The sequence below is a fragment of the Amphritea sp. GJ51-11 genome (assembly GCF_055808735.1).
Genome location: NZ_CM147881.1, coordinates 721,827 through 746,336 on the forward strand (window position 1 = coordinate 721,827; position 24,510 = coordinate 746,336).

18 protein-coding genes are annotated in these 24,510 nt (G+C 48.4%); 10 read left to right on the plus strand and 8 right to left on the minus strand.

Going from position 1 to position 24,510, the window contains the following annotated elements; translation table 11 throughout:
* Positions 1-46 precede the first annotated feature (46 nt).
* Positions 47-1,210, minus strand: coding sequence for a chromate efflux transporter (chrA, locus tag AC0L4K_RS03185; protein ID WP_473268164.1), 1,164 nt, complete (start codon positions 1,208-1,210; stop codon positions 47-49).
* Positions 1,211-1,439: 229 nt separating this feature from the next.
* Here chrA and AC0L4K_RS03190 point away from each other — a divergent pair, with 229 nt between their 5' ends.
* The 6 genes from AC0L4K_RS03190 (at position 1,440) to AC0L4K_RS03215 (ending at position 10,269) form a co-directional block, all read left to right on the plus strand.
* Entirely contained in the window at positions 1,440-2,327 is an 888-nt protein-coding gene (locus tag AC0L4K_RS03190; protein ID WP_473268166.1) for an alkaline phosphatase family protein, read from the plus strand.
* The gene (locus tag AC0L4K_RS03195; protein WP_473268168.1) at positions 2,324-3,037 is read left to right on the plus strand and encodes an HAD family hydrolase; all 714 of its coding nucleotides are present in this window, start codon (positions 2,324-2,326) and stop codon (positions 3,035-3,037) included. The genes AC0L4K_RS03190 and AC0L4K_RS03195 overlap by 4 nt, the downstream gene beginning before the upstream one ends.
* Positions 3,030-5,072: an ABC transporter substrate-binding protein gene (locus AC0L4K_RS03200; protein WP_473268170.1), complete on the plus strand. Its 2,043-nt coding sequence runs from the start codon at positions 3,030-3,032 to the stop codon at positions 5,070-5,072. Before AC0L4K_RS03195 ends, AC0L4K_RS03200 begins: the two co-directional genes overlap by 8 nt.
* A 139-nt stretch (positions 5,073-5,211) precedes the next feature.
* On the plus strand, positions 5,212-6,393 hold the full coding sequence (locus tag AC0L4K_RS03205; RefSeq protein WP_473268172.1) for an ABC transporter permease: 1,182 nt from the start codon (positions 5,212-5,214) through the stop codon (positions 6,391-6,393).
* On the plus strand, positions 6,393-9,368 hold the full coding sequence (locus AC0L4K_RS03210) for a dipeptide ABC transporter ATP-binding protein (protein ID WP_473268173.1): 2,976 nt from the start codon (positions 6,393-6,395) through the stop codon (positions 9,366-9,368). The genes AC0L4K_RS03205 and AC0L4K_RS03210 overlap by 1 nt, the downstream gene beginning before the upstream one ends.
* A gap of 1 nt (position 9,369) precedes the next feature.
* A complete protein-coding gene (locus tag AC0L4K_RS03215; protein WP_417224548.1) occupies positions 9,370-10,269 on the plus strand; it encodes a LysR family transcriptional regulator in 900 nt (299 codons plus the stop codon).
* Between the two features lie 43 nt (positions 10,270-10,312).
* Here the strand turns inward: AC0L4K_RS03215 and AC0L4K_RS03220 are convergent, their stop codons facing one another.
* The gene (locus AC0L4K_RS03220; protein ID WP_473268175.1) at positions 10,313-11,332 is read right to left on the minus strand and encodes a sodium:calcium antiporter; all 1,020 of its coding nucleotides are present in this window, start codon (positions 11,330-11,332) and stop codon (positions 10,313-10,315) included.
* A gap of 351 nt (positions 11,333-11,683) precedes the next feature.
* On the opposite strand from AC0L4K_RS03220, the gene AC0L4K_RS03225 reads away from it, so the two are divergent.
* A complete protein-coding gene (locus tag AC0L4K_RS03225; RefSeq protein WP_417224545.1) occupies positions 11,684-11,881 on the plus strand; it encodes a putative motility protein in 198 nt (65 codons plus the stop codon).
* Between the two features lie 52 nt (positions 11,882-11,933).
* Here AC0L4K_RS03225 and AC0L4K_RS03230 read toward each other — a convergent pair whose 3' ends face one another.
* From AC0L4K_RS03230 to AC0L4K_RS03250, 5 genes are all read right to left on the minus strand, one after another.
* Positions 11,934-15,140, minus strand: a complete 3,207-nt coding sequence (locus AC0L4K_RS03230) for an EAL domain-containing protein (protein ID WP_473268176.1) — start codon at positions 15,138-15,140, stop codon at positions 11,934-11,936.
* The gene (locus AC0L4K_RS03235; protein ID WP_473268177.1) at positions 15,137-16,144 is read right to left on the minus strand and encodes a cytochrome-c peroxidase; all 1,008 of its coding nucleotides are present in this window, start codon (positions 16,142-16,144) and stop codon (positions 15,137-15,139) included. Before AC0L4K_RS03235 ends, AC0L4K_RS03230 begins: the two co-directional genes overlap by 4 nt.
* Positions 16,145-16,442: 298 nt before the next feature.
* Entirely contained in the window at positions 16,443-17,192 is a 750-nt protein-coding gene (locus AC0L4K_RS03240) for a LutC/YkgG family protein (RefSeq protein WP_473268179.1), read from the minus strand.
* Positions 17,189-18,607, minus strand: a complete 1,419-nt coding sequence (locus AC0L4K_RS03245; RefSeq protein WP_473268181.1) for a LutB/LldF family L-lactate oxidation iron-sulfur protein — start codon at positions 18,605-18,607, stop codon at positions 17,189-17,191. Before AC0L4K_RS03245 ends, AC0L4K_RS03240 begins: the two co-directional genes overlap by 4 nt.
* Positions 18,608-18,618: 11 nt before the next feature.
* Positions 18,619-19,422, minus strand: a complete 804-nt coding sequence (locus AC0L4K_RS03250; protein ID WP_473268183.1) for a (Fe-S)-binding protein — start codon at positions 19,420-19,422, stop codon at positions 18,619-18,621.
* A gap of 164 nt (positions 19,423-19,586) precedes the next feature.
* Here AC0L4K_RS03250 and AC0L4K_RS03255 point away from each other — a divergent pair, with 164 nt between their 5' ends.
* Positions 19,587-20,285, plus strand: coding sequence for a FadR/GntR family transcriptional regulator (locus AC0L4K_RS03255; RefSeq protein WP_417224535.1), 699 nt, complete (start codon positions 19,587-19,589; stop codon positions 20,283-20,285).
* 401 nt (positions 20,286-20,686) lie between these two features.
* Here the strand turns inward: AC0L4K_RS03255 and AC0L4K_RS03260 are convergent, their stop codons facing one another.
* A complete protein-coding gene (locus tag AC0L4K_RS03260) occupies positions 20,687-21,703 on the minus strand; it encodes an IS110 family RNA-guided transposase (protein ID WP_473268184.1) in 1,017 nt (338 codons plus the stop codon).
* A gap of 269 nt (positions 21,704-21,972) precedes the next feature.
* On the opposite strand from AC0L4K_RS03260, the gene thrS reads away from it, so the two are divergent.
* Positions 21,973-23,889, plus strand: coding sequence for a threonine--tRNA ligase (thrS, locus tag AC0L4K_RS03265; protein WP_417224534.1), 1,917 nt, complete (start codon positions 21,973-21,975; stop codon positions 23,887-23,889).
* A 22-nt stretch (positions 23,890-23,911) separates the two neighbouring features.
* Positions 23,912-24,454, plus strand: a complete 543-nt coding sequence (gene infC, locus AC0L4K_RS03270; protein ID WP_126160090.1) for a translation initiation factor IF-3 — start codon at positions 23,912-23,914, stop codon at positions 24,452-24,454.
* Positions 24,455-24,510: the final 56 nt, after the last annotated feature.

Genomic DNA, 24,510 nt, shown 5'->3' on the forward strand with positions numbered 1-24,510 from the left:
GGCTGTGAGCTGCTCTGTTTACTGCTATGAGGAGCGGTGAGGCATCTTAAAGGTAGAGACCACCGAGTCCGCACAGGGTAAAGATCACCACTAATACGACGATGGGGAGTTTTAACCGCTGCAGCAGAAATAAGCCGACCAGTATAAGGGCAATATCGGTTGCGCTACCGACAGCTGAGATAAAGACCGGCTGGTAGAGTGCTGCGAGTAGTAAGCCGACCACGCTGGCATTCACCCCCTGGATCGCGGCACTCACGCTGGGGCGAGCGGCGAGAATCTGCCAGTTTTTTAGCACGGCCAATAGCAGAAGAAAGCCGGGTAGAAAGATTCCAACGGTGGCGAGTAGGGCACCACTAATAGGGGCTGATGGTAGCAGTTGATAACCGAGATAGGTGGCTAGGGTGAACATTGGGCCGGGAACCGCTTGGGCAATGGCGTAGCCGGTTAGAAAACTATCATCGCTGAGTTGATCGGCAAGGCTGGTCTGCAACAGGGGTAACACCACATGACCGCCGCCAAACACAAGGCTACCGGCATGGAAGAAATCTGCGAAGAGTTGTAGCGGTGCGCCTAAATATCGGATCAATGGCAGCCCAACTAGCAACAGTATAAAGAAAGTGAGCGGTATCCAGTTGAGGGTTGCTTGAGTGTTTTTTATCGTATCGGTGGTGCTCGTTTGCGGTTTAAACCATAGGTATCCGCTGATTGCGGCGATGATAAGCATAATCATCTGATTTTCTAGTCCCGGCATTAATAACAGTACAACTGCGGTTGCAATGGCAAGCCCGGCGGTTAGATTGCATTGGCAAGTGTTAGCGGCCATACCTCGAATGGCATCGGCGATCACCATGACCGCTAACAACTTCAGCCCGTGAACGGCCCCCTGAAAGAGAGGGTTTTGTGTCCCTGTTTCACTCAACAGTCCTAGCCCTAGCATCAGTATGACTGATGGGAGTGTGAAGCCAGCAAAGGCGGCGATAGCCCCCGGTAATCCTGCACGATGATAGCCTAGGGCAAAGCCGACTTGGCTCGAGCCTGGACCGGGCAAAAACTGACTCAACGCGACCAGTTGAGCGTATTCCTTATCACTCAACCAATGCAGCTTTTCAACAAAGGTTTTGTGGAAGTAGCCAAGATGGGCTGCCGGGCCGCCAAAGCTGATCCAGCCTAAGATAAAAAATTGTTGAAACACTGCGAATATGGGCTGCATTGGTGAAGGCTCAAAAAATGGATCGACGATTATCGATCAATACTGTTACAGCCTGAGTACTGTGTGAGACTAATGCCGATGAAACTTATCCTGTTGATTTGAATGGATGAAAACCCATAACTAAAACTTTGGCTTACAGCTGTTTCTATGGAGTTGTAATAAAAATACCTTTTGTCTGTCCCCTGAAATTCACATTAGGGCCATAAGCTACTGCCCTAAGATGTGAAATATGGATCGGGTAGACAATATGTTGAACAAAGTGATTTTGGTGGTGCTGGATGGTCTTGCCTATGAAACCGCACAGCAGTGCATGGGGTTTCTGCAAAGCTTGACCGATAGACCTCAGACGTCGCAGAGCAAAGCGACGCTTTATAAAGTGCAATGCGAGTTGCCATCGATGTCGCGGCCTCTGTATGAAGCGATTTTAACCGGGGTTGCGCCGGTTGATAGCGGTATTGTCCATAATCATATTATCCGTAACTCCAATCAGCAGAGTGTTTTCAGTTTGGCGCGTCAGGGAGGTTTAACCACTGCGGCGGCTGCCTACCATTGGGTGAGTGAGCTCTATAACCGTAGTCCTTATGATGCGGTGCGGGACCGTTTTACCCACGATCCAGAACAGCTGATTCAGCACGGCATTTTTTATCATCAGGATCATTATCCCGATAGCCACCTTTACCTCGATGCTGAATGGTTACGGGTACAGCATGACCCTGATTTCTTATTGGTTCACCCGATGAATATCGATGATGCTGGTCATCGTGCAGGCCTCGATAGTGCACATTACCGAAATACGGCGCGGCATTCTGACACCCATCTGTCGACTCATCTGCAGCAGTGGATAAAGCAGGGTTATCAGATTTTGGTGACTGCTGATCATGGTATGAATAGGGATCAGAGCCATGGGGGCGCATTGGCTGAAGAGCGAGACGTCCCCCTGTTTGTGATCGGCGAAGGTTTTTCACATGACCCCTCGGCGCAACCAACGCAACTAGAGCTGTGCGGTACGGTTTGTCAATTGCTGGGATTACATGATCACGGGAAATCGGTGGCTGCTGCGTTATTAAAGGATGAGGCACCGCTAAAGCGCCAGAATCTCGGGAGCGCGTGCGCATGAGTCTGGCTATTTTTGATTTGGACGAAACCCTTATTGCCGGGGATAGCTGCACCCTGTTTTGTCAGTTTCTGGTGGATGAAGGGATTGCCGCGCCAGACTTTTTGCAACAAGACGCGCAGATGATGACGCGTTATCACGCCCAAACGTTAGTGCTGTCTGAATATATCCGCTTTCTGACGGGGCCCGTTAGGCATCTATCGATCACCGAGATTGATGCGCTAATGCCCCGTTTTGTGCAGCGTTATATCACTCCGCGTATCTATCCACAGGCGCAGCAAATATTGGCGAACTATCAGCAGCAAGGAGTGCGCCCGCTGATTATTTCTGCCACCTCTGAATTTATTGTTAAGGCGGTTGCCGAGGCGCTGGGGGTGGATGATCTGCTGGCCATTCAATTGGCCACGGAAGGGCAGTTTTATAACGGCGATATCCACGGGATACCAACCTTTCGTGAAGGCAAGGTGAGCCGCTTAAAGCATTGGTTGGCCGAACAACAAGAGAGCCTCAAGGGGGCTTTTTTCTACAGTGATTCAATTAATGATCTGCCGCTGTTAGAGCAGGTTGAATACCCAGTGGCGGCTAACCCCGATCCTCGGTTAATGGCAATTGCCATCGAGCGACGCTGGCCGGTACTGCAATGGCGAATGCCGACGAACAACACCCTAACCCAAGACCAACCTTTAACACGACAGGAGCTAAACCATGTCTAAACTTTTCATCGCCGGTGCTGTGGCATTGATGGCGGGTAATGTAATGGCGGTATCATGCCTGCCCGTTACCGGACCTGAAGCAGGTGGTGTTTATCCACACCTGTTTGAAAAAACTGAATTTGAATCGAAGCAGGGTTGTACTCTGAACTTCAGTGAAAACCCGTCGATCAGTCAGTTGAATAGCCGTATTGCTGGTAATCCTAAATTGCTACCTTTGGTACAGCGTTTGCCGCAGGAGCCATTGGTGATTGCGCCTTACCAGAGTATTGGTCAGTACGGTGGTGTGTTGGATGGCATCTCTAAAGCAACCGAGTCGGGTACCTCGGACTTCTTGTCTATACGCCATGTCAATTTAGTCCGTTTCAGCGATGATCTGGCGACAGTGGTACCTAACGTCGCTAAATCTTGGGAGTGGAGTGCGGATTATACCCTGTTGAAAGTGAACCTGCGTCAAGGTCATAAGTGGTCTGATGGTGCGCCGTTTACCGCCGCTGATATCGCCTTCTGGTATAACAATATCTTGATGGATAGCCAGGTAATTGAGAAGCCTAAGGACCGATTCCTCTCTGGCGGCAAGCCGATTAAAGTAGAAGTGCTGGATGACACTACCGTGCAGTTCACCATGAATGAGCCAGCCCCAGGCTTTCTGGATAACTTTGCTCAGGATTATGCTCAGCCATTTCTACCTAAACACCTGTTAGAAACGTTTCACCCAGCCTTTAATAAAGATGCCGATAAGCTAGCTAAATCACTGGGCTTCGATAACGGTTATGCATTGGTTAACTTCTATTATGGTCAGTCCGATTGGAAAGATATCCCCACGCCATTGTTAAAAGATAAAGCCGCCGCCGAGCGTCTAGTAAAAGCCGGCTATACCGCAATTATGCCAACCCTTGAATCGCACATAGTCGTTGAAGAGTCTTTGGAAAAACGTCATCTGGTGGCGAACCCATATTTCTTTCAAGTAGATACGGCGGGAAATCAACTGCCCTATATCAATGAGATCAATGAGGTGTATATCGGTGATGAGGATATCCAAACCGCTAAGTTGATCTCCGGTGACGTGGACTACAAAGCGCAGGCCGTTAATCTGCCTCAAGCGCCGGTACTGCTGGAAAATAAAGATAAAGGTAACTATGACGTTGCGTTGCGCCCAACCATCGCCCAAACCACTTTTGCCTTCAATCTGACGGATAAAGATGTCGAAAAACGGGCAGTCTTCAATGATGTCAATTTCCGCCGGGCGATGTCGGTTGCGATGGATCGTGAGCAGATAAATGAGATCGCTTATTTTGGTCTAGGTACGCCGACGCAATACACTGCCTTTGATGCTGATACCACGTCGTTTATTACCGATAAGCTGAAAAATAGCTGGATTCAGTTTGATCAAACGCTGGCGGGCAGGTTGTTGGATAAAGCGGGGGTTGTGGATAAAAACGGTGATGGCCTGCGTGATCTGCCATCCGGTAAGAAATTCGAGCTAAATATCCAATATGCGACCCAAGGTACACCCTCTGAAGTGGTCGAGATTGTTGCTAAGAGTTGGAACGATGTTGGGGTTAAAACCACGATTAAAGAGGTCACCTCCGATGAATACCGTAACTCCCAGACCGCAAATGATCTGAGTGTACTGAGCTGGGTCATGGGCCGTCCATTAGCGAATATCGCCAGTAATACCGAAACGTTGGTGCCACCCTATGGTAGCTTCTTTGATCTGCGTACGGGGATGCTATGGGGACAATATCTTGAGACCAATGGCGCTGAGGGTGTGGCGCCACCCGCCACGGTTGCTGAGATGAAGAAGCTCACCGATAAGTTTGTCACGCTGAAAGCCGGCACTGCCGAGTCTAATAAGGTGGGCCTGCAAATCGCTGAAAAAGTCGTCGATGACTTATTTATTATCGGCACGGTAAAAGCGGTATCTCCGGTTTATCGCAGTAACTTACTGGCTAACTTTGAAGTACCTAAAACCTCTTCTTATGAGTTCTATCGCATGTACCCCTATCTGCCAACGCAGTGGTATTTGAGTAAGTAATTTACAGAGTGTAACAAGGGAGAGATCAGCTCTCCCTTTTAGTGTTTTCTACTGCTGATTAACCCAATGCTCACTGTTGGGCATTGGGTTAATCAGCTTAAAGATATGTTGATTCGTTAAGTTTAGTCGGAGTTCGCCTGTGATCTCATTCTTATCCGATACCTGGTTGCTGTGGATACTCCTCAGTATTGGCGCGTTACTGTGGTGGAGCGGTCGTAAAAGTCAGTATTTTCATTATGTGTTTAATCGCTATTGGTTGGCATTAGTCACGCTGCTGTTAGTCAGCGGCATAGTCTTTTCACTGATGGAAGTACTGCCGGGTGATTGTGCCGAAAAGTATATTGCCTATAAAAACACTCAAGGTGAAACCATTACCCAGGCGGATATTCAGGCTGAGCGGGTGCGGATGGGATTGGATAAATCGTTACCCGAACGCTGGGGGCGTTGGGTGACTAACTTAACCTTGCGAGGCGATTTAGGGTTTAGCTGTGCTAAGCGACAATCGGTCAATTTGGCCCTCGGGGATCGGTTCTGGATGAGTTTTATGTTCTGTATCGCGGGGTTGCTATTTGCCTACCTGATTGCCGTACCCTTTGGTATTTTGTCGGCCTTTACGATTAATAAAGCGTGGGTGGATAACAATCCCCAGCATAGCAAGTGGGAACAACTGTTTGGCACCTTCATGCTGAGTTTACAAAAAGTGCTAGACCTGCTGTTACGTATCATTAGCTATCTGGGACTCGCGCTGCCTAACTTCTTGTTGGCGCTGACCATTATTTTACTCTACGTGTTCGCCGGAGAGCCGATGCCGACAGGGCTGTTCTCTGATCAGTGGGCGAACGTACCTTGGTTTGGTGATAACGGTTTTTCCACCGGCAAACTGTATGATTTTCTGGGGCATATCTGGCTGCCTATTTTTGTTATCGGTTGGTCGGCTACTGCATTGCAGTTGCAAACTGTAAGGGCCTTAGTGGTGGATGAATCAAACAAGTTATATGTCGACGCCGCCCGTGCCCGTGGCGTTGATGGAGTCGCCCTCTGGGCCGGTTATCCGGTACGCCATTCGATTAGTCCACTGTTTAATTCCATCGGTTTTGATTTTCAGCGAGTGTTTAATGATCTACCGATTGTTGCAGTGGTGATCGGCCTTACCGATGCTGCCGCGCTACTGATCGAAGCATTATCGATGACTAATGATCAGGAGCTAGCTGCTGGTATTTTGTTTTTGGTGGCATTGGTGGTGATTAGCATGAACTTTATCACCGATGTTGTATTAGCCGCGATTGATCCTCGTGTGCGTAAAAGTGTGCTGGGGAGTTAATGATGAATGCACTGTTAGTCCGTTTTGGACGTAAGGCCAAGCCGCAAACTGAAGAATCGTATTACACCGCCGGGCAATTGGCGTTAATTAAGGCGCGCTTTAAACGCAAGACCTCTGGCGTGGTCGCCGCATGGGTGCTTGGCACATTGGTGATGATGGGTTTCTTGGCGCCGTTTTTCTCGCCGGTAGACCCGACGATTCGCGGCGCTGATGCTGATTATCGTCGCGGTGTACCGCAGGCGGTGTATTTTTGGGATGACAACGGCTTCTCGTTACGACCGTTCAGTTATAGCTATCAGAAAGCAAAAAGCAAAATTGATTTGCGAGTGTTGGCCGGTGGCGGCCTGGATGCCTTGGATGCGTTCACTTCCAGTGGTGCGCTTAGCTCTTCGAGCCAAAATAAGTTTGAAGTGGATAAAAATCAACGCCGTTATCTACAGTTTTTTGTTAAAGGTTGGGAATACAGTCTGATCGATTTGAGTGTTGCCGGTTTGGATCTGGATATCCGCTGGGACCGTCATCTGTTTGGTGTCGAACAGGGACAGATCCATGTGATGGGTACTGATGAAGATGGCAAAGATATCTTTAGCCGTACTCTGCATGCAATCTGGGTGACGATTAGCATTGCTATTGTGGCGTTGGTCGTGAAGTTGATCGTTTCCTTGTTTGTTGGTGGGGTGAGTGGCTATTTCGGTGGCCGGGTGGATACCCTGATGATGAGCATCACTGAAGCGGTGCGGGTGATCCCTCCTATTCCTATCTACCTCGCTTGTGCGGTGGCATTAGCACAGATTGATCTAACGCCCGTGCAGCGTTATTTTGCCATTGCGGTCGTGATTGGCGCGTTAGATTTTGCCACCCTTGGACGACGCTTACGTACCCATATTCTTACCGAGCGAAATCAGGATTATGTGTTGGCTGCTCAGCTATGTGGCGCCAGCACTGGTCGGATTATCTGGCGGCACCTGATTCCCAGTTTTACCAGCTATATCATAGTTGATACGTTGATCAACTTTCCCTATGTGATTTTGGCAGAAACCAGCCTGAGCTTTTTGGGCTTAGGGTTGACCGAGCCGGTGAACAGTCTAGGGGTTTTACTACAAAAAGCGCAGGACCCCGATATCCAACAAAATATGATTTGGCAGTTTTTCCCGGTGTTGGTGTTTGTGGTGTTGATTATGGCATTTGTGTTTGTCGGTGATGCGTTGCGGGATGCTGCGGACCCCTATTCGGAGAAAAATAACATGATGATCAATCAGAAAATCAGCGAAAACCTGCTAGAGATCCGAGATCTGAGTATCGATTTTAATACCGATGAGGGGATGGTTCGGGCGGTCGATAGCCTCAACTTGAGTATCCGCCCCGGTGAAGTGATGGGGCTAGTGGGGGAGAGTGGCTCAGGTAAGTCGATCACAGCGAAGAGTATTATGGGTTTAACACCCCGTAATGCGATTATTCAGCACCCTAGTCAGATGACGCTGAATTACCAAGAGAAGGCGGTCAATATTCTTAAGCTGCGCGGGCGAGATCTTCGGCTAGTGCGTGGTGATGCGGTGTCGATGATATTCCAAGAGCCGATGGCCAGCTTTGCGCCGGCGATTCGTATCAGTGATCAGATTATTCAAACGATGCAAATCCATCTTGGTTACGACAAAGATCAAGCCCGTCGGGCGGGGATCGAACTATTTGATCGGGTTGGGATTGTTGAGCCCGCGAAGCGTTTTGATCAATATGTATTCGAGCTTTCCGGTGGTATGCGTCAACGGGCGATGATCGCCATGGCATTGTCGACTCAGCCTAAACTATTGATAGCCGATGAGCCAACTACCGCACTGGATGTCACCATACAGGCGCAAGTGCTAGAGCTGATGATGGAGTTACGCGAGCAGTTGGGCATGGCGATGCTGTTTATTACCCATGATCTTGGGGTGGTCTCTAAAATTGCCGATAACGTCACCGTCATGCAACAGGGTAAGGTGGTCGAGGCGGGCAGTGCCGATCAGGTGCTGTTTCAGCCAGAACATCAATATACTCGGCGTTTGCTGGACGCATTGCCAAATTTAGATAACTTACCGGAAGCCCCTGCACATACTCCCGAGCCATTGCTATCGGTGCGTGATCTAACAATCAGTTATCCGGTGATGAGCAGTGGTCGGCAACGAGAATCGTTTACAGCTGTGAAGAATATCAGCTTGAAGCTACCCAGAGGGCAGATCATCGGGCTAGTGGGTGAGAGTGGTTCCGGTAAAACCTCACTGGGTAAGGCGATGCTAGGGGCTGCGCCGATTACGTCTGGCACCGTTGAATATCACCACACTAAAAAGAAAGTGAAATTTGGTGCTGGTAAAGCCATTAAACGTAAACGATTGGCGCGTACAGCACAGCTGGTGTTTCAGGATCCGTATAGCTCACTGAACCCTCGTATGACGGTGCGAGACATTATTGCTGAACCGTTAGAGGCAATGAACTTGACTAAAAGCCGCGAAGAGACCGATCAACGAGTCATTGAAGTGGCCCAGCGTTGCCATATTGCAGTGGAACATCTGCGTCGCTTCCCCCATGCTTTTTCTGGTGGGCAACGGCAGCGTATTAGTATTGCACGGGCGTTAGTTTGTAAGCCTAAGTTTATCGTGGCTGATGAGTCGGTCGCAGCGCTGGATGTGTCGATTCAAGCCGAGATCCTAAATCTGTTGAAAGAGCTGAAAGAAGAGCTGAGTCTGACCATTTTGTTTATCTCTCACGATCTCAGTGTGATTGCCAACCTGTGCGATTGGGTCTGCGTGATGAAACAGGGAGAGCTGGTGGAACAGGGCTCTGTGAGACAGATATTCCTCACACCTCAACAGGCTTATACCCAAAAGCTGATCGCCTCAATTCCGTTGCTGGATTCGCCCGCAGGGCGCCAGCAACGTCTACCAGATCTGCTACAAATCGCAGAGCGCTCGATGCAGGCGGACTCGACGCAAGGAGTGTGAGATGGATTTTTCCATGGCAGAGATTCGCGCTTTTAATGCTACCTTGAAGGCGGGTAACTTTACGCGAGCCGCGGTGCTGCTTTCGGTGAGTCAGCCGGCCATAACAGCGCAGATTCGTAAGTTAGAATCCCGTTTTAGTGCCCCCTTGTTAGAGCGTTTTAGCAAAGGGGTACAAGCGACCGACTTAGGCCGGCAGCTATATCAGATCACTCGACAGTATCATGATCTTGAAGCAGCCATTGAAGTCTTATCGAACCCGGCCTTATCACCGGGCAAAATGACGTTGAAGGTAGCGAACGCCTCGTCAATTATCTTTATGCCATTAATCGCTGAGTTTAGTCGCCGTTTTCCCCAAACAACGTTAAAAATCAGATCGGTAACGACCTCAGAGTGTCGAGCGTTGGTGCTCAATAGGGATGTTGATATTGGACTGTTTCCACTACAGGATGACAATAGCGAGCTTTCGCGTTTGGCATTTTCGGCCCATCGCTTGATGGCGGTTTTACGGACTGATCACCCACTGGCAGAGAAACCCTGTGTTTCGGTAAGCGAATTGGCCGATGAGTCGTTGATTATCTATAAGTCGGAGGCCTGTACCCAACAGTTATTAGAAGCGCTGTTTGGTCGCCAGCAACTGACCGTCTCAGGGAATGTTGTGGTGGATGGCCGTTTGGATATGTCTGAAGCGGTGAGTCATGGTTTGGGTATTGGTTTTGCATTGGCTCAGGATATTCGTCCTGATCCGCGTTTGACCGTGGTACCTATTGTTGAGGCTACCGATGAAGTGGTTGAACATGTGGTGTGGATGAAAAACCGTCGTAGCTTGCCGGGGATTCGGGATTTTATCCAATTGGCGTTGGAGCAACGCTGTGGTGCTCTGTCAGAAGTGAGTGAGTTCTAGTTTGTTATCAGTTCATTGACTGCGTTATGGTTATGTCTTCATTTTAATCATTCAGTATGATCACACTCAGCGCAATACCATAGATAGCTAAAATAAGAGCGCTCTCAAAACCAATTTTGCCAATGCCATAAGTCTCGCGTCTTACCATGCCTAACAGTAAAGTCGCTGTCATTAAAATACTCACTAAAGCCCATGTGACTTGAACTGGCGCCATATCATGATAGATAGAACCTTGGGTATAACCCACATCTGCAGCGGCAACCACCAACATATTAAAGCAGTTAGTGCCAAAAATATTGCTGACGGCGAGGGTTAAAGCACCAATACGTATGGCAACAATGGTAGTGACTAACTCCGGTGTCGACGTTGCCAGTGCAGTGAAAAAACCACCCATCAGCGTTTCAGAAATACCGGTCTGATCTGCAATCTGTTTTGCTGATTCCATTAAAACCCAACCAGAAACCCCCGTTAGAGCCGCCATGCAAATAAACGTTATCCATACCGAGGATAAATTACCGTGATGATGCTCATCGGGTTGGTCTGCAACCGTTTGACATGTTTGTCGAGGAAACCACATAGGCTTTGCTTTAGTATGAAGAACCAAGTGTAAACCGGATATATAAGCGACAATAATCACCGGTGTGACGGGGTGAATATTGAAAAAAGTAATTGCGGGGCTAAAGACCGCCAGCAGGGGTAATGTCAACAATACAATGAGCAGACCTGCGAGCATAAGGTTGACGGAAGAGGCTGCCGCATGTTCCAAGTTAGCTTTGCGATAAACAATATCAGCCACCGCAAGAAACACCAGATTAACCGCCATACTTCCCATAACATTACTCATCGCCAAATTAGGGCGATTGTCTATTGCCGCCGTCAGTGTCGCTGCAAAATCAGGCAGCGAGGTCACGCCAGCCAAGAGAAAAATGCCAAATAAAGCCTCACCTAAACCTGTTTGATCGGCCAATGAATCTGAGAGTTTCGCTAACTTGCTACCTGCAATGATAATCACCAATGCAGCAACAACAAAAGCAGTCATGCTGAACGTTAAAGAAGTAAACATACAACCCCTACAAACAATGAGAGTGGGTTAAGTGGTGTTATTACAGCGCCTGAAACATACATAACCATAGTTGTATTTTATCATGCTAACGCTACTGTAATGGTTTCAAAGACAGTTAAGGCTAAAGGCAGATGCTTTTTCGCAGTGACTTTTAAATCGTAGTCATTATCGTTAATTTCAAAACAGCACCTTTATTAGATTTTTGACGTTCAGAGATTCATATAATAAGTGTGATTTTTTACTAAAGGGATAAAAGTACCTACTACTGACCGTGATAAAGGTAAACATTGAGCGGCAATGGCCGATATATAGTCTAGGCCTGTTTGAATAAACGCATTGGAGATGAGTTTTATGGAATTAACAGCTGCATCAGCGTCGGCATATCAGCAAGCTTCGCTACAACAGGATGTTGCAGTGGCTGTGGCCGGCAAAGCAAAAGACAATATTGAGCTGCAAGGCGCAATGGCATTACAGCTGCTGGAAAGTACCGCCGTGCCTGCGGTCGATCTGAGTTCTTCGTTGGGACAGAATATCGATATCCGCGCTTAATGGTTGGCGGGTTCTCTTTAAACCGCCTTAGGGCGGTTTTTTATTGCCTCCATTAAATCTCATAATCGGTCGGCAGTAGCCGGGGAAAGTCGGCTTTTATCTGTTCAATAACCGCCGGTAGCTGCTCGGCCTGCACCGGTTTGCTGAACAGGAAACCCTGAATATTGGGACAGTCGAGCTGATGCAGATACTGCAACTGCTCAATGGTTTCGACCCCTTCAGCGATCAGTTCTAACCCTAAACTTTTTGACATCGCAATAATGGCATTTACGAGGGTGGCATCTTCTTTATTATCCGGCAGGTCACGAATAAAGGCCCGGTCAATTTTTAGTTTGTCGATCGGGAACTGTTTAAGGTAGCTCAGGGATGAATAACCGGTGCCGAAATCATCGATGGCCAGTTTTGAACCTAGGGCTTTAAACTCCTGCAACCAGGCGATCGCTTCGGTTGAATTTTCCAGAAACATGTTTTCGGTGATTTCAAAAATGATCTTGCTTGGATCGACACCGACGCTGTGCATGATATCGGCGGCGACCTCGGCATCGAAGCCTAATAAACGCTGATTGCTGGCGACATTGACGGTGATGCAAAGGTTGTTGATGCCCTGTAGCTCCCATTTAACAATCTGTTCACAACTTTGTCTGAGTACCCACAGGCCAATGGGTTGGATTAAACCGGTTTCTTCCGCTAGGGGAATAAACTCGGTGGGGCTGATGAGGCCGCGCTCTGGATGGTGCCAACGAATCAGAGCTTCAGCAGCCACTACTCTATGTTGCAGGCAGTTACTGATGGGTTGGTAGTAGAGTTCAAACTCGTGATTATTGATCGCCTGACGTAGCGCCTGTTCGAGTTCGGTGCGATTTTTTACCTGCTCACGCATCTGTGCATTGAAGAATTGATACTGGTTGCGACCATTGTCTTTAGCCAGATACATCGCCATATCCGCATGGCGCAACATTACTTCTCCGCTGTCGCTGTCGTTGGGATAACAAGAGATGCCGACACTCGCGCCAATATAGAGGGTTCGGCCCGCCAGTTGGAACGGCGGTTGTAATATTTCGATCACCTGCTTAGCGATTATGGCGGCTTCCTCTTGATCGGTGAGGTTTTGCAATACAATGACAAATTCATCACCGCCAAAGCGGCTCAGTAGATCGTTTTCACCGATCACCGATGTTAACCGTAAACTAACCTGTTGTAGCATCTGATCGCCCACAGAATGCCCGAGGGTGTCGTTAACCGCTTTGAACCGGTCAAGATCAATAAACAGTAGGGCGCAGAGGCAGCCTGCTTGATCGCAGCGGTGGTGTATCTGGGTCAGCTCCCGTTTAAGCATAATGCGGTTGGGTAGTGAGGTGAGGGCATCAAAGTTTGCCTGCTGACGAATTTGTTCTTCATCATTCTTGCGTTGGGTCATATCAGAAAATACCGCGACATACTGTTCTAGCAGGCCATCACGATTTTGCACTGCGGCGATCGATAACCATTGTGGATAAACGCTGCCGTCTTTGCGTTTATTCCATATTTCACCTGACCAACTGCCGGCTTTTTCCAGCGATAACCACATGTTTTGATAAAAGGTATCTTTCTGTTTGCCCGATTGGAACATGTTAGGCTTTTTACCCACCACTTCGGCAGAGCTATATCCGGTGATTTCACTAAAGGCGGGGTTAACCGAGATAATAGTGGCATCCGGTGCCGTGATCATGATCCCTTCATTGGTGGTTTCAAACACGGCGGCATTCATTCGGAGCTGCTCTTCGGTGGCGCGTCGTTCGGTAATATCTTCTTTCACCGCTACAAAGTGGGTGATCTGGCCCAGCGAGTCTCGCACTGCCGAGATAGTAGCGGCTTCCCAATATAATGAGCCATTTTTACGGCGGTTGAGAAAGGTGCCTTGCCAAGGTTGACCGGATAGCATCTGTTGCCACATCGCTTGATAGTTGACCGGCGATAGATCACCTGAGCTGAATAGACTTGGACGTTTGCCGACAACCTCATCAAGAGAGTAACCGCTAACTTCTTCGGCTTTTGGATTAATATATTCAATGATGCCGTTAATATCGGTAATGACCACTGCGGCAGGGCTTTGCTTGAGGGCTCTTGAGAACTTACGCAGCTCTTGTTCTTTGCGTCGTGTTTCGGTGATATCCACTCTGATCCAGACTTCGCCAGTTTCGTTAGTGGTGCTATTGCTGCATAGGTAGTAGTTGCCATTATCGGTTTGTTGAATCAGCCGATGATCTGAGTGGCGGTCTTTTTGATAGTGGCATTTAGCATCGATTGCGGTTTGGATGATCTCCTTCGGTGTTCCAGGCTGCAGTAGTTCACTGATCCAGGGGTAGTAATGGGCGAAGTTACGATTGCTGAGTACCAATTTATCGTCAGTATCAAAGAGCGCAAAGGCTTCTCTGATGTTATCCACACCGTCTTTGAGACGTATTTGTGCCTGTTCTGTCTGATTGTGTGAGCGAATCAGGCGCAGATAAAGAAAGCTCAGTAGTAATATCAATACGGTGGTTAGGCCAATTAGTACGGAGTTAAAATAGTCTGTTTGCTGGGTGGCTTTCTGCCGGTAGCTAAGAAACGCGCTATAGAGTTGGTTAAAGGCGGATTTATTGGGGATCTGTTTATACTCCGTTAGTAGCTGGTTCAGCTGAGTTTGGGCTGTCAGGTTTGAGCTGATATGAAACTTAAGCGCCTGCAGGCTAGCGGATGAATTGGTCAGTTGCTGCAGCTTATTTCTTAATGCGGAGGCATCTAACTCACTTTTGAAAATATGGAAATGGTATAGCTGATTTAAGATGTCTCTGGCCGGGAGTACGTTGTCAGGGTCTCTTTCTTCGATGGCTGCAATTAGCATGGGAATATAGTTCATACCGTTGCGAGCTTTCGCTGCATGGGTTTTGATCTGTTCGGCTAATGTAATGCGTTGATGCAAGGTGTGACGGTATTGTTGCAGTTTTTCGCTTAGATCAACGGGAAGGCCATTAAACAACGCGGCAATATCGGGATTGTTTTCCTGCTGCTGCAGCTGTCGAGTGAGTTTGACGATCTGGTCGTAATTTTGCTGCTTCATTGAGCTGATGGTTAACACTTCCAAATCCAGTGCATTATCAAACGCTTGAAGTTGTAATAAGACTTCAGCCCGTTGCTGGCTAGGCTGGGTGTGTCCGTTGTGGCCTAAATAAAACAAACACCCCAATAAGACGATTGCCAGTAGGGATGTCAGATAGAGGCGGGCTTTGAACCAGATCATTCAGCGAGCTCCGGATGTTCTCCGGCTAGGGAGCGAATAAAGGCGCTGATGGATGCGATATGTTGTTCAGGGATCTCCCGACCTAACTGAAAGCGGCCCATGATTTTGATCGCTGCGGCCAAATCGTTAACGGACCCGTCGTGGAAGTAGGGGGCTGTTCGCGAGGCTAATCGTAAGCTAGGTACTTTGAAAAGGTAGCGATCGTCAGGATTATTGGTTTCGCTGAAGCGTCCTAAATCGGCTTCACTGAGTGGGGTTCCCCGGGCTTTAAAATACTCAGAGATGTCGTTGACCGCACCGAAAAAAGCGAACATATTGCCGCCGACATTTTGACCTTGGTGACAACTGATACAACCGTAGGATTTGAATAGCCGATAACCCTGTTTTTGCTCCACACTCAGCGCGGACTCATCGCCTTTAAGCCAGCGATCGAAGGGGGCGTTCAAAGTCATCAGCGAACGTTCAAACTCGGCGATAGCATCGCGGATGTTGTTGGCTGTTAGCCCATCGGAATAAAGCGCGGCAAAGTTCTGTTTGAGTCTCTTATCCTGCTGTAGCCGGTCGATGACCTCGGGCCAGGTGGAGTTCATTTCAACCGGGTTGCGTACTGGCCCGTTAATCTGCTCGTGTAAATTGGCGGCGCGACCATTCCAAAATTGGACGAAATTCAAGCGAGTGTTATACACCGTGGGAGTATTAGTCGTCCCCGGTGTGCCGTTAACGCCAAAAGACAGTGGGCCTTTATCGGCACCGCCGGCGCTTAAATCATGACAACTGGCGCAACTGATACTGTTATCGTGAGACAGCCTTGGATCGTTGAACAGCGTTTTGCCTAAGCGGATTTTAGCCTGGCTAAGATCGTTGGCGGGCAGAATAGGTGTGATCGGTTCTGAACTGAGATCTCTAGCGGACGTGGCTGTGGCTAACAGTAACAGCGTTATTGCTATTAATATCAGATTCAGACGGGTAATCATGGCCCGATTGTACTGCTGCAATGCCTGCATCTAGGCATCCTCATGTCAGGTCGTAGCTTGAATAGGAATGCCTATTTTTATCGTATTTTTGGATCTCTGACCATGATCTGTGTTATCAGATCGGTATTTTGTTGATTTTTCGGCCACTTTTATCCCTGTTTTGGGGCATATTAGTGTTAATCGACGTGGTTTCGTTTTAAACCGTGGTTGAGAGGATAACAGGTAGTGCGAGTGGTTTGTCACGCTAAGAGAGTGCTGCCGAGATGGTTGAAGGCCTTTAGTTGTTGAAAAAGGAGTTGACCGGACGGATGTCCGGTCAGGCAGCAAGTTAATCGTTAATCAGCAAGATAACCAGCGTTTTAGGGCCGTGGGCACCCATCTGCAATGTTTGTTCGATATCGGCGCTGCGGGACGGGCCGGTAATCATATTAACGGTACGGGGTAATTGGTTCGCGGTGTTGTCTCCGAAACATTGCTGACGGAGGTTTTTCCATGCCTCTTCATAGCAGCCGACAATCGCTGAACGGCGCAGTACAACCAGATGATTATCTGGCAGAAAGTTGAGAGTGGTGGGGCTTTGAGCGCTGGAGTGCAACATCAGGGTGCCGGTTTCAGCGATGCCGGCAAAACTGGTGGTGAGGCTGGCAATATCACCGGCTTGCGCCACCCGTTCTGTTCGTGTGATCTGCTGCTGCACCAGAGGGCTCCAGTCGAGCGCGCTAAGTTCCGGATTGCTGGCACTGTTGAGTTCGTTAAACTGATGCTCTGCTAACCAGTCGGCACAGGCTTGCGGCACTTGTTCAATCGAATCCAATTCAATGAGTTCGGCAACCGCTTCGAGGGCCATAGTTTTAAACAACTCGATCTGTTCGGTAACAGGGAGTTGTGAACGTGCGGGTATTAGGTTATTTGCTTTGGCTGATAGTCGGTTAGTGACCCGTTGCTGCCGCTGAGTATCGGCAGGGTCGAGCTTCAGCCCGCGACGAATATTGGCAAAAATATCGGCCCGGCTGGTGTGGGATGCTGACTCAGCACGACTATGTTGATTAGCATTCACGGTTTTTGTTGTCGTGCTCATGGCTGTTTTCCCGCTTTTTGTTGTTCTTTCCACGTTTGCATAAAGGTTTTCCCTTGTGGCGCCGGCATATCACGCCAATCGGTCCAGCCACTGGCTAGGGGCAGTTTTTTAAGTCGTCCATTTTTACCGGCCCAGGTTTTCATTAGCCAACTGGCCATGCGGGTGTAAGGCTTATATAGGGCTGGCCGTTTAGCAAAAAATGCCCAGCTTGCTAAGCCATAACGGGCGGCTTTAGGTTGCAGGTGTTTTTCAAATTCGTCTTCACGCCAATGACGCATCAATTTGGGGAGTGGGATTTTAACCGGACAGACGGATTCGCACTTACCGCAAAACGTAGAGGCGTTAGGCAGCATGCCGCCTTTTTCGATACCGATCATCTGTGGGGTGAGTACCGACCCCATCGGACCAGGATAGACCCAGCCATAACTGTGTCCACCCACCGCACCATAGACTGGGCAGTGGTTCATACAGGCAGAGCAGCGAATGCAGCGCAGCATATCCTGAAATTCGGTGCCGACCATTTCGCTACGACCATTATCCACCAGGACAACGTGAAAGTTGTCCGGTCCATCTTGATCACCTTCGCGACGGGGGCCGGTTGATAGGGTGTTGTAGACTGAGAATTCCTGTCCGGTGGCCGAACGGGCTAAAAGCCGTAGAAACAGCGTCATATCTTCCAGTGTCGGAACGACTTTTTCGATTGAGGTGACCACAATATGGGTTTTTGGCAGGGTTTGCGTTAAATCACCGTTGCCTTCGTTGGTGACAATAATGGTCGAACCGGTTTCGGCGACACAGAAATTAGCGCCGGTAATACCCACGTCGGCGGCAACAAATTTTTCACGCAGTACCTCTCGGGCTTCCTGCATCAGTACGGCGGGATCGTTGGATTTAGGCCGGTGGTGGTTAGCATGAAAAGCTTCGGAGACATCTTCTAAATTAAGATGGATCGCCGGGGCGATGATATGGCTGGGGTGATCGTGGCGCAGTTGCAGGATATATTCACCCAGATCGGTTTCAATCGGCTGCACACCGTTTTGTTCGAGGAAATCATTCAGACCGATCTCTTCGGTGACCATTGACTTACCTTTGGTCACGGTTTTGGCATCAACCTGCTTGCAGATATCGAGAATGATCTGATTGGCGCCGTCTGCGGTTCTGGCCCAATGAACATGACCGCCATTTTCGATCACTTTACTCTCGAACTGCTCTAGGTAAAGGTCGAGATGCTCCATGATATGGTTTTTGAGATCACGTCCCTCATCACGTAATTGTTCAAATTCAGGCATCCGGTCAACGGCAATGGCGCGTTTTTCTGGAAAGCCTGTTTTTAGCTTAGCTAACGCTTTTTGCAGGTTTTCATCGGCTAACGCATCATGGGCGCGCTGCTTAAAGAACGGAGTATTGATTTGCATTGTCTCGCTCCTTAAAGCTGTTGTGCCAGATTGTAATCGGCTTCGCCAATCGCAGGGGTATCCGTCATGCCGGCTAATACTTCGACAATATGCCGAGCTTCAACCGGTTTGCCTTCCCGTTTGAGTTTGCCGGCCATGTTTAGCAGGCAGCCTAAATCACCACCGAGCACGGTGTGGGCACCGGTATTGCTGATGTTGTCGGTTTTATTCGATACCATGCGGTTGGATACTTCGGGATATTTCACACAGAAGGTGCCACCAAAGCCACAGCAGGTTTCTGCTTCATCCATCTCTTCGAGTTCGACGCCCTGTACATGGCTCAGTAGTTGCCGCGGTTGCTGTTTAATACCCAGTTCTCTTAGGCCAGCGCAGGAGTCGTGATAGGTGACCTTATGATCAAATTGCAGTTGTTTTAGCTGGGATTCGAGTGCTTCGGAATACAATACATCAAATAGGAATGAAGTGATTTCGTGGGATCGTGCAGCCAGTGACTTTGCTTGCAAAAAATAGGGATCGGCAGGATCAAATAGATCCGGGTATTGATGTAGCATGCCGATACAGGAACCCGACGGCCCGACCACGTACTCATAACCATCAAAGGCATCGATCGTTTGCCGGGCAATTTCTGCGGTGGTTTTGCGATCACCGGAGTTGAAGGCGGGTTGGCCGCAGCAGGTCTGCTGTTCAGGTACCTCGACGGTGCAGCCCGCCTGTTCTAATAGTTTTACCGTGGCGAAAGCGACGGATGGGCGAAACATATCCGCTAGACAGGTGACGAACAGGCCGACACGCGGACCCGAAGATGTATTTGGCATTTGTGGTTACCGTTTTTTATCGTTATTGGCTTAAGGGCTGGATGAATGTGGTCAGCGCCTAAGTCTTATTATTGCGTTGCTGCTACTCAAGATAGTTAATGACGCGCAGGAAAGAAATGTTACACTCGAAACTGGTCTGACCAAAAGCCTAGGGTTATCTCTGTATGAAGCCGAATTTGAGTGACGATCTGTTACAGCAATTGAAAGAGTGTTTATTTACGGGTGCGTTACTACCGGGGGCCGAGCTGATGTCTCAGCGGCGAATGTCGGCATCGTTAAAAGTATCCCGTGCAACGGTGCGAGAAGCCGTGGGTCAGTTAGAGGCCGAAGGTTATGTTGATGTTCGTCACGGAGGGAAGACTCGAGTAAAAAACCTGCTCGAACCCCATTTCAATATGCCCCTAGGTGAAGGTAAAGCGCTGGGGGATAATCCTGAATTTCAGCGTCAGGTGTTGGATGTTCGGGCGATGTTGGAGGGTGAGGCGGCCTTCTATACAGCACAGCGAGCCACCGATGATCAACTAAAGGCATTGGATGCGGAATACCGCAAGATGCAGCAGCGTGGGCAGCAGGAAACAACATTGGAAAAAGCGAAAGAGGATCTGCGCTTTCATATGATGATTGCCGAGTCGTCACACCACCTGCTGATTATTTCTTTTAGTCAGCTATTTTATACCCGCTTTTTTAATGCCATCTATGGAGTGCTCTCGCGGACACTGAAAACCTCGGGGCGTTATCCCGAGGGGATTCGTGCGCAGCATAGCGCTATCCATCAGGCCATTATGAATCGAGATGCAAAGGCCGCCCGCAGCGCGGCGAGTGAGCATATCCTCTATACCCGCCGGCATCTGGAAAATGAATAGTGGGTTGTGGCATTGAATTTTAAACAATGATCAATATTGAGTTTTGATTGGGCTCAATCGCCCATAGAAAGGGCTCCCACAGAGCCGTATTTTTATAGCAGGCGATGCCTTCGTCGTGACTAACCGTCATTAAGCATATCTCATCGGTGTGAGGGCATGCTTCCTACAAAAATGTATGGTTCCCCTCATGATTGCAACATAGATTTGTGATCGTGAGGTGGTTTTGCGCTAATGTATTCGGAGTCTTAAGTTGGGAAGCTTTTATTCCCGCTCCACGATGAGCATCCGCGCCAGATAGCCCTTAAAAAAGCCGACAGCTTATAACAGCTGTTTTTTGTGACAGGTTTACTACCCAGACGGTCAACCGTTTTCATCATCACGCTCTATTATTGCAAACCCGATTAAACTTGTTGCACCTGATAAGGCTCATTCTTACTTAAAATGGCATAGGCTATTCTCGATAGCTTATTCGCTAAGGCAATGCACACTGTATTAAATGATTTTTTTGCGCGTAGCTTTCTTAGCCAGTCGTACATTACGCCTCGATAACTGTCTAATCGCGATAAGATCGCTCTCGCACCCTGTACCAGTAAACACCTGAGGCGCTTATTACCTCGTTTACTAATACCTAATAATGTCGGTTTTCCTCCTGTTGAATATTGCCGTGGCACCAACCCTAACCAGGCAGCCATTTCCCGACCGTTTTTAAACTGATGCGCATTGCCTACTTCTGCCGCTAACTGGCTTGCTGTCATGTCACCAATGCCTGGAACCGTTTTTAATAGCTGACAACGACTACTTTCCTTAACCTGTTTAACGATTTTTGCGTCCTGAGCGGCGATTTTTTCATTTAAATAACAGTAGTGCTCATGCAGCACCTGAAGCTCACCAATGATGGCTGGGCATAGTGTTACTTTTTGCATACTTAACCATGAAAACAGTCTTTTCATGGCCGAGTGCCCACGCGGGAAAGATAATCCAAACTCTAGTAATAACGCACCTATACGCGACATACAGGCGGTACGATCGGCGACAAAGCCTTCACGCACTCGGTGTACGATGAGCTGACTTTGTGACTCAATCGACTTAACGGCGACAAAACGCATGTCAGGACGACGGGCCGCTTCAGTAATCGCCAATGCATCGATAAAGTCATTTTTGTTGCCTTTAACGAAAGGTTTAACGTATTGAGGTGGGATTAATCGAACGTCATGGCCATGATCCAAGCAGAGGCGACCTAACCAATGAGCACCGCCGCAGGCCTCAAATGCAATGAGACATGGTGGGAGTTGAGCGATAAACGTAATGAGTTTTTGACGAGAGAGTTTCTTTTTGCAAACTTGCTGATCTTGGGCGTCACGACCCATTAAATGAAAAGAAGACTTGCCTAAATCGATTCCAAGGACTTTGATATACATGAGATGGTTCTCCTTGTTGGTTTCGTCACCTTTCCAGCATAGCTGGTTAAAAGCGAGGGGAACCATCTCATTAAGCCATCACTATAGTTGTTAGATGGTTCTTTTTTGCAGTAAGGCTGTTGTAGGTTATTAACCCTTTCAAAATAGCTTTATTACGTCATTTCCGGTAGAATACGCCGCCTTTAATGCTGCTACTTGGTTTGTAACAGCGATGTAAATTTCAGCGTGGCCTGTGGTACTGGCCATGCCTGAGCAGATAGGAATAAACAATGCCTGTAATTACTCTTCCGGATGGCAGCAAACGCGAGTTTGCTAACGCCGTTACTGTTTTTGATGTTGCCGCTGATATTGGTGCAGGACTGGCCAAAGTTGCTTTGGCGGGTAAAGTGAATGGTGAGCTGGTGGATACCTCTCACATCATTACTGACGATGCCGAACTGGCGATTATTACCCCGCGTGATGAAGAGGGTCTAGAAGTGATTCGTCACTCCTGTGCCCATTTGATGGCGATGGCGGTACAGCAATTGTTTCCGACTGCTCAGGTAACCATCGGACCTGTGATTGACGATGGTTTTTACTATGACTTCGCTTATGAACGTCCGTTCACCCCGGATGATCTGCAGAAGATCGAAGCGAAGATGAAAGAGTTGGTTAAAGCGAATTATCCGATTTCCCGTTCAGTGATGAGCCGGGAAGATGCGGTTCGTTTGTTTGAAGAGAAAGGTGAGAAGTATAAGGTCGAATTGCTGCAAGCGATTCCAAGTGATCAAGACCTGTCATTCTACTCTCAGGGTGACTTTATTGATCTGTGCCGTGGACCTCATGTGCCGTCTACCGGCCATATTAAAGTATTCAAACTGATGAAACTAGCCGGTGCATACTGGCGTGGTGATTCAAACAATGAGATGTTGCAGCGTGTTTATGGTACGGCTTGGGGCGATAAGAAAGACCTTAAAGAGTATCTGCACCGTCTAGAAGAAGCGGAAAAACGCGATCACCGTAAGCTGGGTAAACAGTTAAACCTGTTCCACTTGCAGGAAGAAGCGCCGGGTATGGTGTTCTGGCATCCAGATGGTTGGAAGCTATATCAAACAATTGAACAATATATGCGGACAAAACAGCGTCAGCATAGTTATGATGAAATCAAAACCCCGCAGGTCGTTGAACGTACCCTGTGGGAGAAATCGGGTCACTGGGATAAATTCTCAGAAGAGATGTTTACCACGCACTCTGAAAACCGCGATTTTGCGATTAAGCCGATGAACTGCCCATGTCATGTGCAGGTGTTTAATCAAGGGTTGCGCTCATACCGTGATCTGCCGTTGCGTCTGGCTGAGTTTGGCTGTTGTCATCGTAATGAGCCTTCTGGCGCATTGCACGGTATTATGCGGGTGCGTGGCTTTGTTCAGGATGATGCACATATTTTCTGTGCTGAAGATGATATTCAAAACGAAGTGGCGCGCTTTATAGACTTCCTGCATGAAGTCTATGCGGACTTTGGTTTCAGCGAAGTGATCTATAAGCTGTCGACCCGTCCTGAAAAACGTGTCGGCTCGGATGAGGTTTGGGATAAAGCCGAAAAAGCCTTGGGCGATGCTCTTGATGCGGCTGGACTGGACTGGGCAGAGTTGCCGGGTGAAGGTGCCTTCTATGGCCCTAAAGTAGAGTTCTCACTGAAAGATTGTCTTGGGCGTGTTTGGCAGTGCGGTACGATTCAGGTCGATTTCTCAATGCCGGGTCGTTTGGGTGCACAGTTTGTTAACGAATCCGGTGATCGTGAAACACCGGTTATGCTTCACCGAGCCATTTTAGGTTCATTTGAACGCTTTATCGGTATTCTGATCGAAAACTTTGCCGGCGCATTGCCGACTTGGTTAGCACCAAAGCAGGTGTCGATTTTGAATATTACCGATAAACAAGCCGATTATTGCCGTGAACTTGAAGAAAAACTCACAGAACTTGGATTCTTTGCATCTGCGGACTTGAGAAATGAGAAGATCGGCTTTAAAATCCGCGAGCACACAATTCAGAAAGTACCTTATTTGCTGGTTGTCGGCGATAAGGAAGTAGAATCTGGTGCCGTGGCAGTTCGTACCCGCACCGGAGAAGATCTCGGCACATTGTCGATTGAAGAGTTTTGCGAGCATCTGAAGCAGGACGTTGCTCAGAAAGGCCGCAAAGAATAATTAATAGATTGGAGATACAGCTATCAAGCGAGATAACAGAAGAGGGCGTAATGAGCGGAATAAGCCGCCTATAAATGAGAATATCAGCGCCCGCGAGTGTCGGTTGATTGGTCCAGATGGAACGCAGATAGGTGTTGTACCTATCAAAGACGCCCTCGAGGCGGCACAAGAAGTTGGCCTTGACCTGGTACAAATTTCTGATTCTGATCCTATCGTCTGTAAGGTGATGGATTACGGTAAGTTTTTGTACGAAAAGAAAAAAGAAGCGAATGCTGCTAAGAAGAAGCAGACGCAGATGCAGGTTAAGGAAGTAAAATTCCGTCCTAATACGGAAGTAGGGGATTATCAGGTAAAACTACGCAACCTGATACGTTTCCTTGAAGGTGGCGATAAGGTCAAGGTAACACTACGTTACCGCGGCCGTGAAATGGCACACCAGGAGTTAGGCATGCAGCTATTAAACCGGATCGAAAAGGATCTGGAAGAGCTGGGTGTCGTTGAGCAGCGTCCAAAAATGGAAGGCCGCCAATTGATCATGGTCATAGCTCCGAAAAAGAAAAAGTAGTCTGACATAAGCGTAAAACCCGTGCTGACTCCTTGTGGGCCAGATACGGGTTTTGT

Bases quoted from the DNA above. Each gene is read 5' to 3' on its own strand.
- chrA (WP_473268164.1), bottom strand. From the start codon at position 1,210: ATGCAGCCCATATTCGCAGTGTTTCAACAATTTTTTATCTTAGGCTGG.
- AC0L4K_RS03190 (WP_473268166.1), top strand. From the start codon at position 1,440: ATGGATCGGGTAGACAATATGTTGAACAAAGTGATTTTGGTGGTGCTG.
- AC0L4K_RS03195 (WP_473268168.1), top strand. From the start codon at position 2,324: ATGAGTCTGGCTATTTTTGATTTGGACGAAACCCTTATTGCCGGGGAT.
- AC0L4K_RS03200 (WP_473268170.1), top strand. From the start codon at position 3,030: ATGTCTAAACTTTTCATCGCCGGTGCTGTGGCATTGATGGCGGGTAAT.
- AC0L4K_RS03210 (WP_473268173.1), top strand. From the start codon at position 6,393: ATGATGAATGCACTGTTAGTCCGTTTTGGACGTAAGGCCAAGCCGCAA.
- AC0L4K_RS03215 (WP_417224548.1), top strand. From the start codon at position 9,370: ATGGATTTTTCCATGGCAGAGATTCGCGCTTTTAATGCTACCTTGAAG.
- AC0L4K_RS03220 (WP_473268175.1), bottom strand. From the start codon at position 11,332: ATGTTTACTTCTTTAACGTTCAGCATGACTGCTTTTGTTGTTGCTGCA.
- AC0L4K_RS03225 (WP_417224545.1), top strand. From the start codon at position 11,684: ATGGAATTAACAGCTGCATCAGCGTCGGCATATCAGCAAGCTTCGCTA.
- AC0L4K_RS03230 (WP_473268176.1), bottom strand. From the start codon at position 15,140: ATGATCTGGTTCAAAGCCCGCCTCTATCTGACATCCCTACTGGCAATC.
- AC0L4K_RS03235 (WP_473268177.1), bottom strand. From the start codon at position 16,144: ATGCAGGCATTGCAGCAGTACAATCGGGCCATGATTACCCGTCTGAAT.
- AC0L4K_RS03240 (WP_473268179.1), bottom strand. From the start codon at position 17,192: ATGAGCACGACAACAAAAACCGTGAATGCTAATCAACATAGTCGTGCT.
- AC0L4K_RS03245 (WP_473268181.1), bottom strand. From the start codon at position 18,607: ATGCAAATCAATACTCCGTTCTTTAAGCAGCGCGCCCATGATGCGTTA.
- AC0L4K_RS03250 (WP_473268183.1), bottom strand. From the start codon at position 19,422: ATGCCAAATACATCTTCGGGTCCGCGTGTCGGCCTGTTCGTCACCTGT.
- AC0L4K_RS03255 (WP_417224535.1), top strand. From the start codon at position 19,587: ATGAAGCCGAATTTGAGTGACGATCTGTTACAGCAATTGAAAGAGTGT.
- AC0L4K_RS03260 (WP_473268184.1), bottom strand. From the start codon at position 21,703: ATGTATATCAAAGTCCTTGGAATCGATTTAGGCAAGTCTTCTTTTCAT.
- thrS (WP_417224534.1), top strand. From the start codon at position 21,973: ATGCCTGTAATTACTCTTCCGGATGGCAGCAAACGCGAGTTTGCTAAC.